General features: G+C 60.4%; 8 protein-coding genes and 6 pseudogenes. 7 read left to right on the forward strand and 7 right to left on the reverse strand.

Annotation, left to right across the window (positions count from 1 at the left end; genetic code table 11):
• Positions 1-151 precede the first annotated feature (151 nt).
• Together CIT31_RS27725 and CIT31_RS34465 are read right to left on the reverse strand one after the other, a co-directional pair.
• Positions 152-1,021 (reverse strand): annotated as a pseudogene (locus CIT31_RS27725) (prolyl oligopeptidase family serine peptidase); the annotation flags it as partial.
• Positions 1,021-1,287, reverse strand: coding sequence for a S9 family peptidase (locus CIT31_RS34465; RefSeq protein ID WP_165778576.1), 267 nt, complete (start codon positions 1,285-1,287; stop codon positions 1,021-1,023). The gene CIT31_RS34465 and the pseudogene CIT31_RS27725, both read right to left, overlap by 1 nt.
• 809 nt (positions 1,288-2,096) lie before the next feature.
• Here CIT31_RS34465 and CIT31_RS33925 point away from each other — a divergent pair.
• From CIT31_RS33925 to istB, 4 genes and pseudogenes are all read left to right on the forward strand, one after another.
• Positions 2,097-2,393, forward strand: coding sequence for a hypothetical protein (locus CIT31_RS33925; protein WP_133116215.1), 297 nt, complete (start codon positions 2,097-2,099; stop codon positions 2,391-2,393).
• Positions 2,394-2,432: 39 nt separating this feature from the next.
• On the forward strand, positions 2,433-3,236 hold the full coding sequence (locus CIT31_RS35430; RefSeq protein ID WP_245316489.1) for a DUF2285 domain-containing protein: 804 nt from the start codon (positions 2,433-2,435) through the stop codon (positions 3,234-3,236).
• 221 nt (positions 3,237-3,457) lie between these two features.
• Positions 3,458-4,286: pseudogene (locus CIT31_RS27735) on the forward strand (Mu transposase domain-containing protein); the annotation flags it as partial.
• Positions 4,219-4,944: pseudogene (gene istB / locus CIT31_RS27740) on the forward strand (IS21-like element helper ATPase IstB); the annotation flags it as partial. The pseudogenes CIT31_RS27735 and istB, both read left to right, overlap by 68 nt.
• 153 nt (positions 4,945-5,097) lie before the next feature.
• Here the strand turns inward: istB and CIT31_RS36170 are convergent.
• Positions 5,098-5,862 (reverse strand): annotated as a pseudogene (locus CIT31_RS36170) (IS110 family RNA-guided transposase); the annotation flags it as partial.
• Between the two features lie 733 nt (positions 5,863-6,595).
• On the opposite strand from CIT31_RS36170, the gene CIT31_RS27755 reads away from it, so the two are divergent.
• Positions 6,596-10,504 (forward strand): AAA family ATPase, encoded by a 3,909-nt coding sequence (locus tag CIT31_RS27755; protein WP_165778577.1) that lies wholly within the window; start codon positions 6,596-6,598, stop codon positions 10,502-10,504.
• 61 nt (positions 10,505-10,565) lie between these two features.
• Here CIT31_RS27755 and CIT31_RS27760 read toward each other — a convergent pair.
• Positions 10,566-11,234: pseudogene (locus CIT31_RS27760) on the reverse strand (recombinase family protein); the annotation flags it as partial.
• A 273-nt stretch (positions 11,235-11,507) separates the two neighbouring features.
• Entirely contained in the window at positions 11,508-11,720 is a 213-nt protein-coding gene (locus CIT31_RS27770; RefSeq protein ID WP_236372016.1) for a DUF5372 family protein, read from the reverse strand.
• A 95-nt stretch (positions 11,721-11,815) separates the two neighbouring features.
• Between CIT31_RS27770 and CIT31_RS27775 the strand changes: the two are divergent.
• Positions 11,816-12,017, forward strand: a pseudogene (locus CIT31_RS27775) (integrase core domain-containing protein); the annotation flags it as partial.
• Between the two features lie 280 nt (positions 12,018-12,297).
• On the opposite strand, the gene CIT31_RS27785 reads toward CIT31_RS27775, so the two are convergent.
• On the reverse strand, positions 12,298-12,564 hold the full coding sequence (locus CIT31_RS27785) for a DNA -binding domain-containing protein (RefSeq protein ID WP_029354712.1): 267 nt from the start codon (positions 12,562-12,564) through the stop codon (positions 12,298-12,300).
• Between the two features lie 109 nt (positions 12,565-12,673).
• Between CIT31_RS27785 and CIT31_RS27790 the strand changes: the two genes are divergently transcribed.
• Positions 12,674-12,892, forward strand: a complete 219-nt coding sequence (locus tag CIT31_RS27790) for a helix-turn-helix transcriptional regulator (protein ID WP_029354714.1) — start codon at positions 12,674-12,676, stop codon at positions 12,890-12,892.
• 743 nt (positions 12,893-13,635) lie between these two features.
• On the opposite strand, the gene CIT31_RS27795 is transcribed toward CIT31_RS27790, so the two are convergent.
• A complete protein-coding gene (locus CIT31_RS27795; RefSeq protein ID WP_095521221.1) occupies positions 13,636-14,334 on the reverse strand; it encodes an OmpW/AlkL family protein in 699 nt (232 codons plus the stop codon).
• Positions 14,335-14,366 lie beyond the last annotated feature (32 nt).

Raw genomic sequence — 14,366 nt, forward strand, 5'->3', positions numbered from 1 at the left:
ACTTGTTACCATGATATTGCTCCTTGCTCTTCAGAAAATGGTAGACTGCTATAGTCCTGCAGTATTGATTGAGATCGACAGCGTGCGGGCGCGCATTTGCGCAAACCGTGCTCGCATTATTTGCACCCTTGCCGCAGTACTCGACCTGTACTCACTCATCCGAAGTTCGCCCTTGTCGAGCTCCCGGTCTTTTATGAAGGCTATCGGCGTGCCAGCCGATCGCGCTGCGAAGAAAATTGGTGCCCAGACTGATGAATGCGGCTTGCTCCCGATTGTCCTTGCCGTAGCCGTGCCCGCCTGCGCTGGCCTCGTAGAAGTAAGCGGGATAGCCAAGGGCCTGCAGTTTTGCGGCCATCTTGCGCGCATGGCCCGGATGGACGCGGTCGTCGCGTTTCGTGGTGGCGATCAGGATAGGCGGATAGGGCTGTCCCGGCGCCGCGGCGTGATAGGCGGAGATTTCCTTCAGGAAAGCCCAATCGTCAGCCTTGTCCGGATCGCCATATTCGTCGATCCAGCTCGCGCCCGCCAAGAGCTTGGTGTAGCGACGCATGTCGATAAGCGGAATTGTGCAGAACAGAGCCCCGAAATGCTCAGGATAGCGGGTCAGCATGTTGGCGATCAGCAGGCCGCCATTTGAGCCGCCCTCGGCGGCAATCCGCCTCGGCAGGGTGATGCCCCTTCGCACGAGGTCGGCGGCAACGGCGGCGAAATCGTCATGGGCGAGACGCTTGCCCTCCCTGCGCCCGGCATCGTGCCAGCGGGTGCCGAACTCGCCGCCGCCGCGGATGTTCGCCTCCACACACGTGCCGCCGCGCTCCAGCCACAGCTTGCCCAGCGGGGAGTTGTAGTAGGGAAGGAGCGATATGCCGAACCCGCCATAAGCGGAAAGGTGAACCGGAGCATCTCCGTTCCCGTTCGCCGGACCAACCTGCGTATAGGGGATCAGCTCATGATCGATAGAGACTGCCTCGTGGCGCGTGACCACCAGTCCAGATGCATCGAAATTCTCCGGGCTGCGCTTCACCCGCGCGGATTTCCCGCATCTCGCCAGAAATTGTAAAGGTATTGACCGCGGCGCGCGATCAGGGGAATCCTGTCGAAACGGTCGAACATCACTGTAAGCGCCGCCCGGTCGCGCTCGAACTGCGTTCCACCGAAATGCTTCAGGGTCTTTGCCGACTGGCTGGCGGTCCACGCAAGTGCACGTTCGCGTTCTACATCTTCAAACCAGAGATGGGGGTCATCGTCGGGTGCATTCATTGTAGGGCGGAAATCGAATTCGGTCATGTCCGGACGACCTGAGGAATGAAAGTCGAATGGCTTCCGTTTGCTCGGGATTGTCCGGTGTTTGCGGGGGCGCCCGCATGTCCAAAAAGCGTGTTCATGGATGAGTTCTTCCCGGTGCGGCGTCGCAGTGCTTTTGCGCATAGGACTGCAATCGTCGTGGCAACTGGGAAAAACGTTAATGAACAATGCGATCGTTCTGGAAGCGTTGTGTCACATGTCCGACATCGTCGAGAATCCGACACCGAGTGCTCCTCCTAATCACCGGATGAACCTCCGGCGCCAGTCGGTGACACCATGCAGAACTCGAGCAGTGAAGCTCATTGGTGAACTTGGTTGACGCCCAACATCTTCGCTCTGGAGCGCTTCACGCATACGGATTCATGGCAGACACCATGCGATCGCATGCGACTGGTCCCTATGGCAACTTGAGCTGATGTCGGGCCGCAGTCGATATGCTCTATGAGGGTTCAGGAGAGGGGGAGCTCGGGCTCGGCGTAGTATCTCGGCCAGACGGCCATGGCCGGCGATGTCTTGCTGACGCCGCGCATTGGCATGCCCGCAAACAATGGGCAGTGCGGGGCAAGTCTGCTTGGAACAATGGGCTGCAGCAGGCGCCAGTGGGGCCCGGCCGCGCTCCATCTCCATACCCCTCGCAAAAAGCCCTGCGTGAGCACCATCCAAAGAAGCGGTTGCACTGCGTCGCCGCGTTTGCGCCCACTGAACTACGGCTTAACCTGTACAACTATACAGCCTGCCATAGCGCGGAACTTGGCCTCCAATGGCGAAACTTTTCCCCCGAGGAGACCCAGATGACTGACCTTATAGCCCGCGCCACGACAACTTGCCCACAAGCATCGTGCAATCCACCGCCACGCCACTACGTCTCCAAGGAACGCCCTGAACTGGACGCAGGAGCCGATCACCGATACGAAACGAATACCCTTGGCGTGCTCAGGCCGCGCTGGCTGTCGCTGCGCGGGTTCGACGGTGTTCTGGCTGTTTGCGCGCGCCTTCTGCCCTCCAAGGTGCCAATGGCGCACGCTTCGACGAAATGCCTCCATCGAGGTCTGGTGGCTCCGGCGCCGGTGCTTTGCCAGGAGGCATGACGTTTCGACGTTCGTGGGGGCGGGCAGGGGGGCACAGTCATGCCTGCAGTTCTCGTGACTGGCGCGGTCGAGGCTGATTGGCGGGATGAAAGATCATACGACTACACCACTGGTATGACGCCGCGCGAATGGGCTTGGGAGTTTTTGCGCCGCAATCCAGCATTCCAGCGTGATGTGACGGCTGCCAGCAGGCCAATAGCTGGTCTTACCAACCCTTGCTTGACGTGGTCGCGTCGGCCGGCGACCTGTCACGCTGGGGTGTTCTGTTTCGCCGAGTCTTATGGGCGAAATTCGATCGTTTTCTGGTCTCCGCTCTGGTGCGTCCATGTGTTGCCAGTCATTGCAGAACATCTGCCAGCATCGTCGGAGACAACGCCGTACCAACTCTTGGCATTGCCATGTCGTGCGACGGTCCTGCTGGCGCCCGACAAGGGCCAACATGTTCTTCTTCGCAATGCTGAGCATACGCTCCAGCTCGCCGTCTCTGGCGCGGATATCTTGCACCCTGTCTGTCTCCGAACCGAGGCGATCTGGCCCGCGAAGCTTTTGAGGCACCGCCTGAGGGCGCTCGAGTGCCTCAATGCTCTAAGTGTGGGTCAACGTCTGCCTGCCCGCTTGTTTCCGCGGGAAAAACGCGGTCCCCGTCTAAACTTCGTTCTTCGTGCGCTCGACGGATCGCTTGCCGGGGCCTCACATCGCGAGCTCGCCGAAGCGCTGATTGGTCAACGCCGCGTCGATGCCGACTGGAGGGATCCTCGCGACCATCTGCGCGACCGCATTCGCCGCGCCGTCTCTCGTGGCCGCGCCCTTATGAATGGCGGATACAGAGATCTCCTCACTTGAAAAGTAACCGTCCGCCCTGTGCGTCAGCCGTCGAACAGTTCGGAACTAGTACTTGGTCGCATCAGCTCGCCAGGTCGACACGGCTGCGAAGCGTCCTGCGGGTGCGCTCTGGTTCAGGCGTCGGTCGATGCCGATGCACGTTCGGCATTGTCCGATAGCCGACAATGTCGAGTACGCAACGTAAGGGAAGCTGACTATCGGGCGTTTCAAATGCTTTTTGCCTTGGCACGGTACATGCACGCTTCTTCACGCCCCGCCTGCGCTTCAGGAGCTACGAGGAGATGAACGCCTGGCTGCTCGACAAATGCGTCGCCTGGGCCAAGGCTCACCGCCATGTCGACCAGCCCGAGCGCACGATCTGGGATGTGTTCGAGGAAGAGCGCGGCAGACTGGTCGAGTATCGTAGCCCCTTCGATGGCTTCCACACGGTTCCCGCCTCGGTGTCGAAGACCTGCACCGTGCGCTTCGACAACAACAAATACTCGGTGCTGTCGACCGCCGTCGGCCGCCCGGTCGAGATCCAGGCCTATGCCGACCGCATCGTCATCCGTCAGGACGGGGTGATTGTGGGCGAGCATGTCCGCTCGTTCGGCCGCGGGCAGACGCTCTACGACCCATGGCACTACGTTCCCGTGCTGGCTCGTAAGCCCGGCGCCTTGCGCAACGGCGCGCCATTCCAGGGCTGGGAGCTGCCGCCGGCGATGGAGCGGGTGCGGCGCAGGCTGAAGGCTGCCGATGACGGCGATCGGCAGATGGTAGCGATCCTGACGGCGGTGCTGTCCGATGGTCTCGACGCCGTCGAGTCCGCCTGCCAGCAGGCGCTCGCCGAGAACGTCTGCTCGTCGGCCGTCATCCTCAATATCGTGGCCCGCCGGCGTGATCCGGCACCGGCCGTGACCATCCTCACATCCGACGCGCTGCGTCTGCGCCATGAGCCGCAGGCCGACTGCGCCCGCTACGACAGCCTCAGGAGGGCAAGCTGATGGAACGCACCGAGATACTGGACCTGATGGGGACGCTGAAGCTCTCTGGCATGCGCAGCGCCTATGACGAGATCATGGCCACCGCCATAAAGCGTCAGCACGAGCCGCCCAGGATCGTCGGCGACCTGCTGTCGGCCGAGATCACCGAGAAGCAGGCCCGTTCGATCAAATACCAGCTCACCGTCGCCAAGCTGCCGCTCGCCAAGGACATCGACGACTTCGACTTCGCCGACACGCCGGTCAACGAGGCCCTGGTCCGCGATCTCGCCACCGGCGCCTTCGTCGCGGACCAGCGCAACGCTGTTCTCATCGGCGGCACCGGAACCGGCAAATCGCATCTCGCCATCGCGATTGCCCGGGCGCTCATCGGTAACGGAGCTCGCGGGCGCTTCTTCAACGTCGTCGACCTGGTCAACCGGCTCGAGACCGAGCATCGCGCCGGCAAGCAGGGGCACATCGCCGACTACCTGACCCGGCTCGACTTCGCAGTGCTCGACGAGCTCGGGTATCTCCCCTTCGCCCAGGCCGGCGGCCAACTGCTCTTCCACCTCATCAGCCGGCTCTACGAACGGACCTCGATCATCGTCACCACGAACCTCGCCTTCGGTGAATGGCCGGCCGTCTTCGGCGACGCCAAGATGACGACCGCCTTGCTCGACCGGCTCACCCATCACTGCGAGATCATCGAGACCGGCAACGAATCCTGGCGCTTCAAGAACCGCTCTCAAAAGCTAAAGCCGCCAGAGCCCAATCAGCCGCGCCCGACCGGGCTGCACCACCCAGACCAGTTCCACCCGGTCGGGCGCTCACCGCAGCGCTCTACATCAGGGGGTCAAAATTGGATGCCGAGCGGGGTCAACTTTGGATGCCGTTTGACAAGAGGTGTATTGACTCGGCACGAGCCCAAGCCAGGCCGCAAAGTCTCGCCCGCGTTTGAAGCTCTCCATCGGCGGAGCAAAGCCGCTGATCGCCAACGCAGTCTGGGGCCCGACACCAGACATTGTCTGGATTCGCCGCGCTGTATCAGTCGCCAGGGAAAAGGGCTTTGGCCTTTGCCATTTTGACCTCGATCCGGGCCGTCTTTTCAGCAATCTGTTCGAGCAGATCAAAGCATTTCTCGCGCACCAGGGCTGGCAGGTCACTGTTCGGCTCCTCAAGGAGACTTTCAATCCGCTTGATGTGGGCGATCCCTTTCGGATGACGTGGCCATATTCGTACAGTACCGAACGCAAGCATTCACAAGCACGATGCGCTGATGGAGGAGGCGCTCCCGAGCTCGGAACAACACAGCGCATGCCTGCTGATCTTCCGACTTCGGCTGTACAAAACGCATCTCCGGGCGCTGTGGTGCAACGACGATTACTTCAGCATCGGCAGCATCGTTTTTCTACCGTTTGACAAAGGGCCGCACATATTGAGGTGCGATCAGCTTCACTGGTGGCCAAATTTGACCATTCTCGGGCCCAGTAGCTCGCGCTGCCGCCTGCTTCCATCACAACCACGGCAGGCGGCTGGCTTGCCATGAACTGCCGGAACCGTGACCTCGTCAGCTTCTTACGGAAACTGAGATGCCCCGTCATTGTCGCGCCGTGAAGTTGGAAAACGTTCTTTGCCAGATCCACCCCGATCATAGTACCCTTCATTTGCCGTTCTCTCCTTTTCGTGGCGTTGAACACCACGATCTTGGCACATTGCGATGCCGTCTGGGGGAGGGCGGCAATCATCCATCTTCTGATGTTTGGCTTCTGATGTTTGGCGAACGGCTTCACATGAACGGATGGGAGCACGGCGAATTTAACGACCGAGCTTCGCGGTCCCCCAATAATGCGCGGTCACGCACCCCTCGACGCAACGATGCACCTCGGCAGCTCCCCCCGCGCGACCGTAAAGCGGCGATTTACCACCTCACAACAGCCAATTGCGGGACTTATGCGCAGACGGCGCGAAAACGCCGAGTTCCTGCGACGATGGTGCGATTATTCGAGCAACCCGGTCCACCGGGGCTGCTATATGTCACCGTGCGAGCCATTGGCCTACAAGGACGCAGACTGGGAAATCACTTAAAGCAGCCAGATTGCTGAGGCGAATGTCCCGGAAAACTGCCGGTGATCGACGGAAGGGTTCGCCGGACAGCTTTGGCACTGGTCCTTACGAGAGGTTGTAAGGGGTGAGTGTGCAAAGATTAGTCTGGTGTCCATGCACGGCATCAATGATTAAAGATGGATGCGAAGACGGATATCTCAACAAGCATGTGGGGTAGATCGTCCCCAGACCTATTCAAAAGAAGAGCTGCTGATGACTTCGCGGTGCGGCCGATGCAGAGCGTGCTGCCTTTGGTGAACGATGTCTCGGGCACAACAATGGACAGACGAAAACATGGATAGATCGAATGCTCGTGCGCTGCATTTGCACACCATTGACTCGTTAGTTGCCGATTTAATCGTAGGCACGCCAGTTCTCATTGAGGGCGGGCACACCTTTTCTCTGCCTGATGCTGCAACGCGTAGCGCCTTGGGATGGTACCAAAATCGTGGCCCTGCGGCTTGGACCGCTGATGTCCGCTCTCCGCATGCGGAAGAACTCGTAGACGCGATTTCCCAACCGCCACCTGCTGTAAAGGCCTTGCCCTCGCGGCCCGCGAACGCGAACAACAGGCGACTTCGGCTGAAGAGGGTGGAGGCCCACCGGTTCGCCGGCCTGCATAAGTTTGGGACACCGGATGCGGCCCCGGAGAATTATGTCCACGAGTTCTCGTGCCCAATCACGCTCTTCGAAGGGCGGAACGGATCCGGCAAGACCTCGCTACTCAATGCCGTCATCTGGACGCTCACAGGTCAGATGCTTCGGCCCCAGCGCGAACCTGAAAGCCCGGAGGACTTCGATTGCTGGATAGGCAATGCGGAGGACGAGCGAACAACGCACAAATTGTCGTCACTGACACCAATGCCATTCTTGGATCAGTACCGACCCGACAAGGACTGGGTTCCAGCTGATACCTGGGTTGAACTGACCTTCGTTGAAGATGGCGGCGTGAAGCTTCCCCCCATCCGCCGCAGCATGACGCGCTCGCTTCAGGGCAAGCTGAAGGAGTTGCCGCCAGATCTAACCCCGCTCGGGGTCGATCCCATCGCACTTCGCATCGGCACCGTGATGCCGGGCTTACTCCCGCTCATTCAGTTGGGATCTGAGTCGGAACTCGGACGCGCAGTGTCCGAGCTTACAGGGTTGTCAGCGCTCGTGGACCTTGCTGCACATTCGCGTCGCGCGAAAACCAAAATCGACAAAGATCTCATCAAGGCCAAGCGCGGCGAACGCGATAAGGCGGACGCCGATTACAACATTGCCAAAGGCGACCTCGAAAAGATCTTGCGGACGCATGCTATGCTGGAGCCGCCGACGCCGGTGCCAATCCCGTCGGACGACAAGGCCATTGAGGAAAAGCTTAAGACCATCAAGACGAACTTCGATGACGCAAAGGCATGCGCGTTTGAGTCCGCGAAAGAGATCCTTGGCGGGCGTTTTGACCCCGCCGATGCAAAACTGCGTTCGGACCTCGAAGAGAATATCAGTCGGGCGCTCGAGCGTGTCAGCCAGCCTCAAACGTTGAAGTCGATCGCACGGCTCGCCGACCTCCGCAAACTGACGCCGGACGAGCTTGGCGACGCCGAAAACAGGCTAAATGCCATTCTGACGGAAGCACGCACCCTGCAGGAGCTGGCGCAAAATCCATCGAGCGCAGCGCGCACGCGCTTGTATGCACGGATCAAGGCCTGGATGGCCGATCATCCGGACCCAGCACGCGACCAAAACCGGTGCGTCGTCTGTGGTGGCGATCATTCCCATGCCGCTGACCCTGTTACGGGCCAACCGGTCAAACAGCACCTAGCCGGGTCTGCCTCCGATGCTGACCTCTTGTCGCAAACCCTGGCCCATTGGGCGGCAAATGCCCATGGCGATCTGTTGCGCTCGTTACCCGAGGCGCTTCGCACTGAGTTGGTCGCCGACTTGCCGTCGCATCCGTGCGACCTTCTGCGAAAAGCGCTTGTCGACGAGGCTTTTTCGTTCGCACCGTTCGCAGGCATTCTTGGCGAATTGAAATCCCCAACGGCCTTAAGCCTCGATGCCGTATTCCAGAACCGCGCGGAGTTGGATGATCCCCTTGCCATCTCGTTGCCAGCAGGGTGTAGCGACCTTCAACTAGCCTTGGAGCGCCTTAACCGAGCAATCCGCTTTGCCCATTGGCGCCAAAACAACGATGCCTTGGCAAAGGATGTCCTGACCCGCGTGCTCGGGCGCAAGCCCAAGGAAGGGGAGCATACAGAGAAACTGACCCTCACGGGGAAGCTGTTGGAACTCCAAAGCATCGTCAAAGCAGCCGAGCCGATCTCGGACGCGTTGACCCAGTGTGCGCGGCTTTCAAAGCACTTGGCGACGCGCCGGGCGGCTGAAGCCCGGCTTGGCAACTACGCGACGGCAAGCACGGCGCTCGGTCAACTAGCCGATTTGGGGACGCTGGCTGACCAGCAAGTCGACCAGCTTCGCAAAATTCTTCGAACGGATGCCGCCGCTTGGCGTGATCTCATCTATCTCGGCGCATTTCCCGATACGGCTCACCAACTCGTCGATACCGGTATGGGCCGCAAAGGGGAATTGGACCTCGTAGTCCAAACAGGAGGCGTCGCGGCCCCAGCCCAACATGTCACGAACGCGTCGGCCCTGCGAGCGAGTTTGGTCGCGTTCTTTTTCGCCTTCTGGCAGCACGTGCTGAAGGAGCGCGGTGGCTTGACTACCCTGGTGCTTGACGATCCTCAGGAGCTGCTTGACGATGAAAACCGGGAGCGGCTGGCGGCCGCGCTCGGAAAATTGGCGAGTGGTGGCGCGCAGGTGATCGTTACGTCTTATGATCCTCGCTTCAGCGGCCGGGTTGCCAAAATCCAGCTTCCGGGCGGAGTTGAGCATCTTGCCGTGCACCCCGCGACACGGTTGCAGCCCCGTCTCAGGACGATCGTGCCCCATTCCGTCCTGCTTGAGCGCAAGAAGCGCTTCGATGCCGACCCAAATGAAGAAGAGCCCGCACGCGATTTCGCCGATGGATGTCGCGTGTTCCTCGAGGCGCAGCTTGGTGACATGTTCGACGATCCGGCCCATTCATCCTGGGCCAAGGCGGCACCGAATCCCACGCTCGCCGATTTCGTGCAGCGAATGCGCCCCTTGGTACGGGCCGGGTCGGCCGGGATGTTCGGCGCAGACATTTTCAGGCGGTTCGCTGAACACCCTGCGCTGGGTGACAACTCCCCGGTGGTGGCCTTGATGAACAAGGCCCACCACGGGCGTCGCCAAGACATCACGGCTGGTGAGGTCGCGCAATGCGCTGGCCAATTGGCTGATCTGATCAAGCTTGCGGAGGACATTCGTGAAGAATGCTATCGCTGGCGCCGGCGGGACTTGCCAGCAGCGAAGCAGAAGCTTGCGGCGCCGGCCGCGATCGACTTCACCTCGCTCGCTGCACCGCGGGTCGTCATCTGTCCCGATTTGGCGGCCTTTACTAGGCACCGGGCGGGTGCGGAAACCCAGGACCAGCCGGAAATTCTCGAGCCCTGCGTTCTTGAGAGCTGCGTTGCATACTATCTCAGGCGAGCCAACTTTGGTTTTGCGGCACCCCCTGGCAGCCTCGCTATCGTCAAATCCATACCCACGTTAAGCGCGGACCGGCGGCTGGTGATCGCTCGGCACGGCAAGGACGTTTACGCGCGCCGGTTAGTTCGCAACGCAAAAGGTGGCGGATTAATCGCCCTCACCGCCGAGACGCCGGACCCGCGCATCCGCAATCCAAAAAGCGTCTTTCTTCCCGAGGATGAAACGGCAATTCACCAAGTTGTCGGGATCATTTTCGACCACACGGTGAGGGTCGATCATGGCCCGGAAGAGGCCGTGGCAGTCGACGCCAACAGGGAGTTGCAGCGGATCGCAATCGCCTTCCGCGTGGTCGATGAAAGTGCCGTGCCGCTCGCTCTTGATAAGCAAGTTGTCCTCGGAGGAGACCACATCCAACTCGACACCCTCGGGCATCACCAGGATGCGCTCGTCGCCCTTTGCCTTGATGACGGATCCAGCATTTTCAAGCGGGTGGGCACGGCGCTTCCGGGCGATCTTTCCCATTTCAGGCTGTTCGAGAGCATAGGCGGGATGGGATCGTCACAGGTCCTTTCCGTGGGAAAGGCTGCAAATGGGGTTCCGACGGTCATTGGCGCCCGGAAAATCGTCGGTGTGCTTTACAACGTCTAGCCGCAATCGACATCTGATCCCACGATTGTACGTTCAATGACGCAGGTCGTGTCGCGTCAAAGATCTTCTCGCCGCGCAGACGGCGCACGACGGCGCAGGCTGAGCCGGTCTGGCGGAAGGTATCGAACAGGAGCCGCACCGTGTCCTGGATCTGTCGGTCGGGATCGAGCACGACCCGCGCGTCAGGGGTGTAGACCAACCCGATCGGCAACGGCATCTCGAGCTCGCCGCGGCGCGCCTTGTTGAGAATGCCGCGTTGCAGCCGCGACTTCAGAATGTGCAGCTCGGCCTCGCTCATCGTGCCCTTCAGCCCGAGCAGCATGCGATCGTTGAAATAGGCCGGATCGTAGACGCCGTCCTCGTCCATGATGAGCGTACGCGACAGAGCGGCCAGCTCAAGGAGACGGTGCCAGTCGGCATTGTTGCGTGTTAGGCGCGACACTTCCAGCCCCAGCACGATCCCTGCATGCCCCATCGCCACTTCGGTCACCAGGTGCTGGAAGCCGTCGCGGTCCTGCGACTGCGCGCCGGAGAGGCCCAGGTCGCTATCGATGACGTGGACACGTTCGATCGGCCAGCCCAGCGCCACTGCGCGATCGCGCAAGGCGTATTGCCGCTTGGTGCTCTCGGTGTTCTCGAACACCTGACGAAGAGAGGACTGACGCACGTAGAGGAATGCATCACGCCGCAGATGGTCGGCGTCAACCTTCATGGCGATGTCAGTAGACATGATTGCCTCGGGTCTCTGCTGCCAGCACATGTTGGCGAGCATGTGCACGAGCTAGCGATCGTGCACTGCAGCCGAAGCCGTGGGCGGTGGTTCCGGCCGCCGATGCATCGGCGGGGAAGGCTGAGGAGCCGCGATCAGCACCGCCAGCCCTTGCCAAAAGCCATGAAAAACGATGGCGCCGATGTCCTTGACGCAGGCCTGACCGCACAGGAAACGCCTGCATGCGGGGCATAATTAGGTTTACATATGCGGCATAAATTGCCTGACACGCATTCAGCCGCCATGGCTGCGCTCGATCTGCTCGATCAACGCCGCCAGGGTTGCCAGGTCATCTGGACGCATGAACGACCTACCCGCCGAGACCTGAATGAAAACATCGGGTGCGGCGACGTCCGTCCATGACGCAAGCAGTGAGCGAAGCCGTCCCTCCGCGTCGTAGAACATGACGCGGTCCTCGCCCCAGTTCTGCTTGCGTGTCGACAGCACGAAGCGCTGGCCGCGCCACGGATGGAACGGGTGAGTGATCTCGAACTCTATACGCGCTTGAGTGTCAGCACGAACTGCAGTCCTGAACTTGAAAGAATGGCAAGGCCGAACGCTTCATCCAGACCAGCCTGCGCGAATGGGCTTACGCGCGAGCCTACAACAGCTCTCAACACGGACGAACTGCTGCATTGGCTTCATCGGTACAATTGGCACAGGCCTAACGGCAGCCTAGGATCAAAACCACCCATCAGTCGTATCGGCTTAGATCGGGACAACCTACTGAGGCTCCACAGCTAGCTCTCGCTTCGGGTCATTCTCCTCGTTCCGGTCCTCCGGATGCGGTGCGGCTCAGACGGCGGGCCCGTTCCTGTCATGACTCGCCGCCGCACCGCTTCCTGGGAAGCAGCCATTGGCGAGCGGAGGACAAAACGATGAGACAGCGAAGCGCTGGGCCATCCGCGCCGACTGGAAGTCCTCGCGATCATCTTCGAGCGCATTCGCGCTGTGGTGATGCGTCGATGCATGGTGGTTACGCGACTTCGTTGCTTGAAGCGAAGCGACCGCACCGCCCATTTCGTCAACTGGCGAACAAATCCTTGTAGCCGCTCGTCACCACCCAGTTTGCACGGTCGAGATGACTGCGAAGAACGTTCCGTGCGCGCTCCGGTTCGCGTGCCGGATCAATGCCGAGGATCACATGGGCCATTTCCTCTTCAGTGGCGTTGTCGGCTGAGGCGTCCAGGAGCCTCATATAGGTCGTAAAGTGGTCCTTGTCGTAGGCTGTAATGCGGTCCGACCAGGGGACCTCGTCGGCAAACGGCGTGTTCGATTTGGGCTGTAACATCGCTAATTCTATCTCCGGCCAATGGACCCGCGAAGCCCTCTGCCTGCTAAATGTGGATTACATATTATAGTTGATAAACTCAAGCCGCCTGATCCGCTGGCTTGCGTGCATGGATATGCGCAAGTTGGTTGGACGGAATGTGCAGAGGATCAGGCAAAGGAAGCGTCTGACGCAGGAGCAGCTTGCGGAGATTTCCGGGTTCAGTCAGCAATACATCAGCGGCTTGGAGAAAGGCCGAAGAAATCCGACAATTATCACGATCTATGAACTGGCATTGGCCCTCGGCGTCAGCCACATGGATCTGGTTCGGCCCGACAAACAGGCCTGATACACCCGCCCTCCAAGTAGCTGGCGGCCTGATGGCGTGCGCCGGGTGCTCGTGAACCCACGCTTTTCTTAGGGCCCCCCGGCAGCCCCTGCCATTTGGCTCGCCCTGGCGCGGCGCACCCTATTGGACAGTCGGCCGCTGCGGTTTTTGTCAGCCTTTCCTGGGGCGTGGGGGTTGGTCGGCATTGCCTTTTAGGCCCGCCGCGGCCTCCCGCAACCTTCGCTCTCGCTTCAGGTCCTTCTCTTGGCTACGGTCCTTCGGATGCGGTCCGCCTCTTTCAGCGGGCCTAATCGCTTTCTGCCGCCCACCCCACGGGGACAGGCACGCGAGACTAGTATGGAGCGTTGCGGTTAGCGCACGAACAGCAAAGGAACTGAAAAAAACAGGCAACTGTCGCAGCATGGCTGAACCAGCCATCGTGTCGGCATCTAGGAGCCGCGTGTTCGCCTTGCGCTGACACGAAGCTCAGACATGACGTCCGGGAGACGATGCTGGCAAATAGTCTGGCTGAAGCATTCCACCCACAATACCAAAGCCCGTCCCGATCCAAAGCGCTTCTAAGCACTCGATCTCAGGCGCGAGGCAGGCTGGCCAGTGCACCTTCTTGGTCCGCCGGAAGAGAGCCCCGCCCTCTCGACAATGGCTTCATGAGGTCTCGCCCTGCAGTGTCGACCGTAAAAAAGGGCGCGCGAGGCGCCCTTAATTTTAAACCGGCAGTCGGGAAGCAGACTTCACTCTGATATTCAAAAGCGGTAAGTGACACCTGCGCCTATCAGCCAGGGATCGAGCTCCGCCTTCCCCGTCAGCTTTGCGCCGGCCACCGTGACGTCGAAGTCCGGCCTCAGGAAAAGCTTCTTCACGTCGAAGTTGAGGCCCCAGTGCTGGTCCACCATGTAGTCGAATCCGACCTGCAGCGCCGTGCCGAACGTGTTCTTCACCTTGAGAGCGTCAGCGCTGCCAGTGTCCTGGTTATAGAAGATCGTGTAGTTCACGCCGGCGCCGATATAAGGCTTGAACGCGCCGAGATCGGTAAAATGGTACTGCAATGTCAGCGTGGGCGGGAGCAGCCAAACTTTGCCGATGTTGCCCGCCGAGCGGATCGTTCCCTGACCTTCGATGTTAGCATGGGTGGTGCCGAGTATGAGTTCGGCGGCGATATTGTCGGTGAAGAAATACGAGATATCGAGTTCCGGCGTCACCGTGTCCGAATAGGAAAGACCGGAGCCGGGAAGCGTATCAACGTAGCCCAGATCTTTCGTAACGACGCCCAACCCTCGCAGGCGGACCTGCCAAGGGCTTGGCGCTTCGGTGACCGAGGCTCCCGTCTCCGCCAGGACAGTCTCTGCTTGCGCAGGCTCCGCGGCGACGGCCTGCTGTCCCACCATGATTAGGGCCACCGCCGCTGCTATTGCCCGCGCTACGCCCATTCGCGTTCTCGCCATGATATTCACTCCTTGATGTTCAGAAAGGATGC

It is taken from the genome of Mesorhizobium wenxiniae (assembly GCF_002284535.1).
In the GTDB taxonomy this organism is placed as follows: domain Bacteria; phylum Pseudomonadota; class Alphaproteobacteria; order Rhizobiales; family Rhizobiaceae; genus Mesorhizobium; species Mesorhizobium wenxiniae.

Coding starts and splice junctions, on each gene's coding strand:
- CIT31_RS35430 (WP_245316489.1), top strand. CDS start 2,433: ATGCCTGCAGTTCTCGTGACTGGCGCGGTCGAGGCTGATTGGCGGGAT.
- CIT31_RS33925 (WP_133116215.1), top strand. CDS start 2,097: ATGACTGACCTTATAGCCCGCGCCACGACAACTTGCCCACAAGCATCG.
- CIT31_RS27795 (WP_095521221.1), bottom strand. CDS start 14,334: ATGGCGAGAACGCGAATGGGCGTAGCGCGGGCAATAGCAGCGGCGGTG.
- CIT31_RS34465 (WP_165778576.1), bottom strand. CDS start 1,287: ATGACCGAATTCGATTTCCGCCCTACAATGAATGCACCCGACGATGAC.
- CIT31_RS27785 (WP_029354712.1), bottom strand. CDS start 12,564: ATGTTACAGCCCAAATCGAACACGCCGTTTGCCGACGAGGTCCCCTGG.
- CIT31_RS27755 (WP_165778577.1), top strand. CDS start 6,596: ATGGATAGATCGAATGCTCGTGCGCTGCATTTGCACACCATTGACTCG.
- CIT31_RS27790 (WP_029354714.1), top strand. CDS start 12,674: ATGGATATGCGCAAGTTGGTTGGACGGAATGTGCAGAGGATCAGGCAA.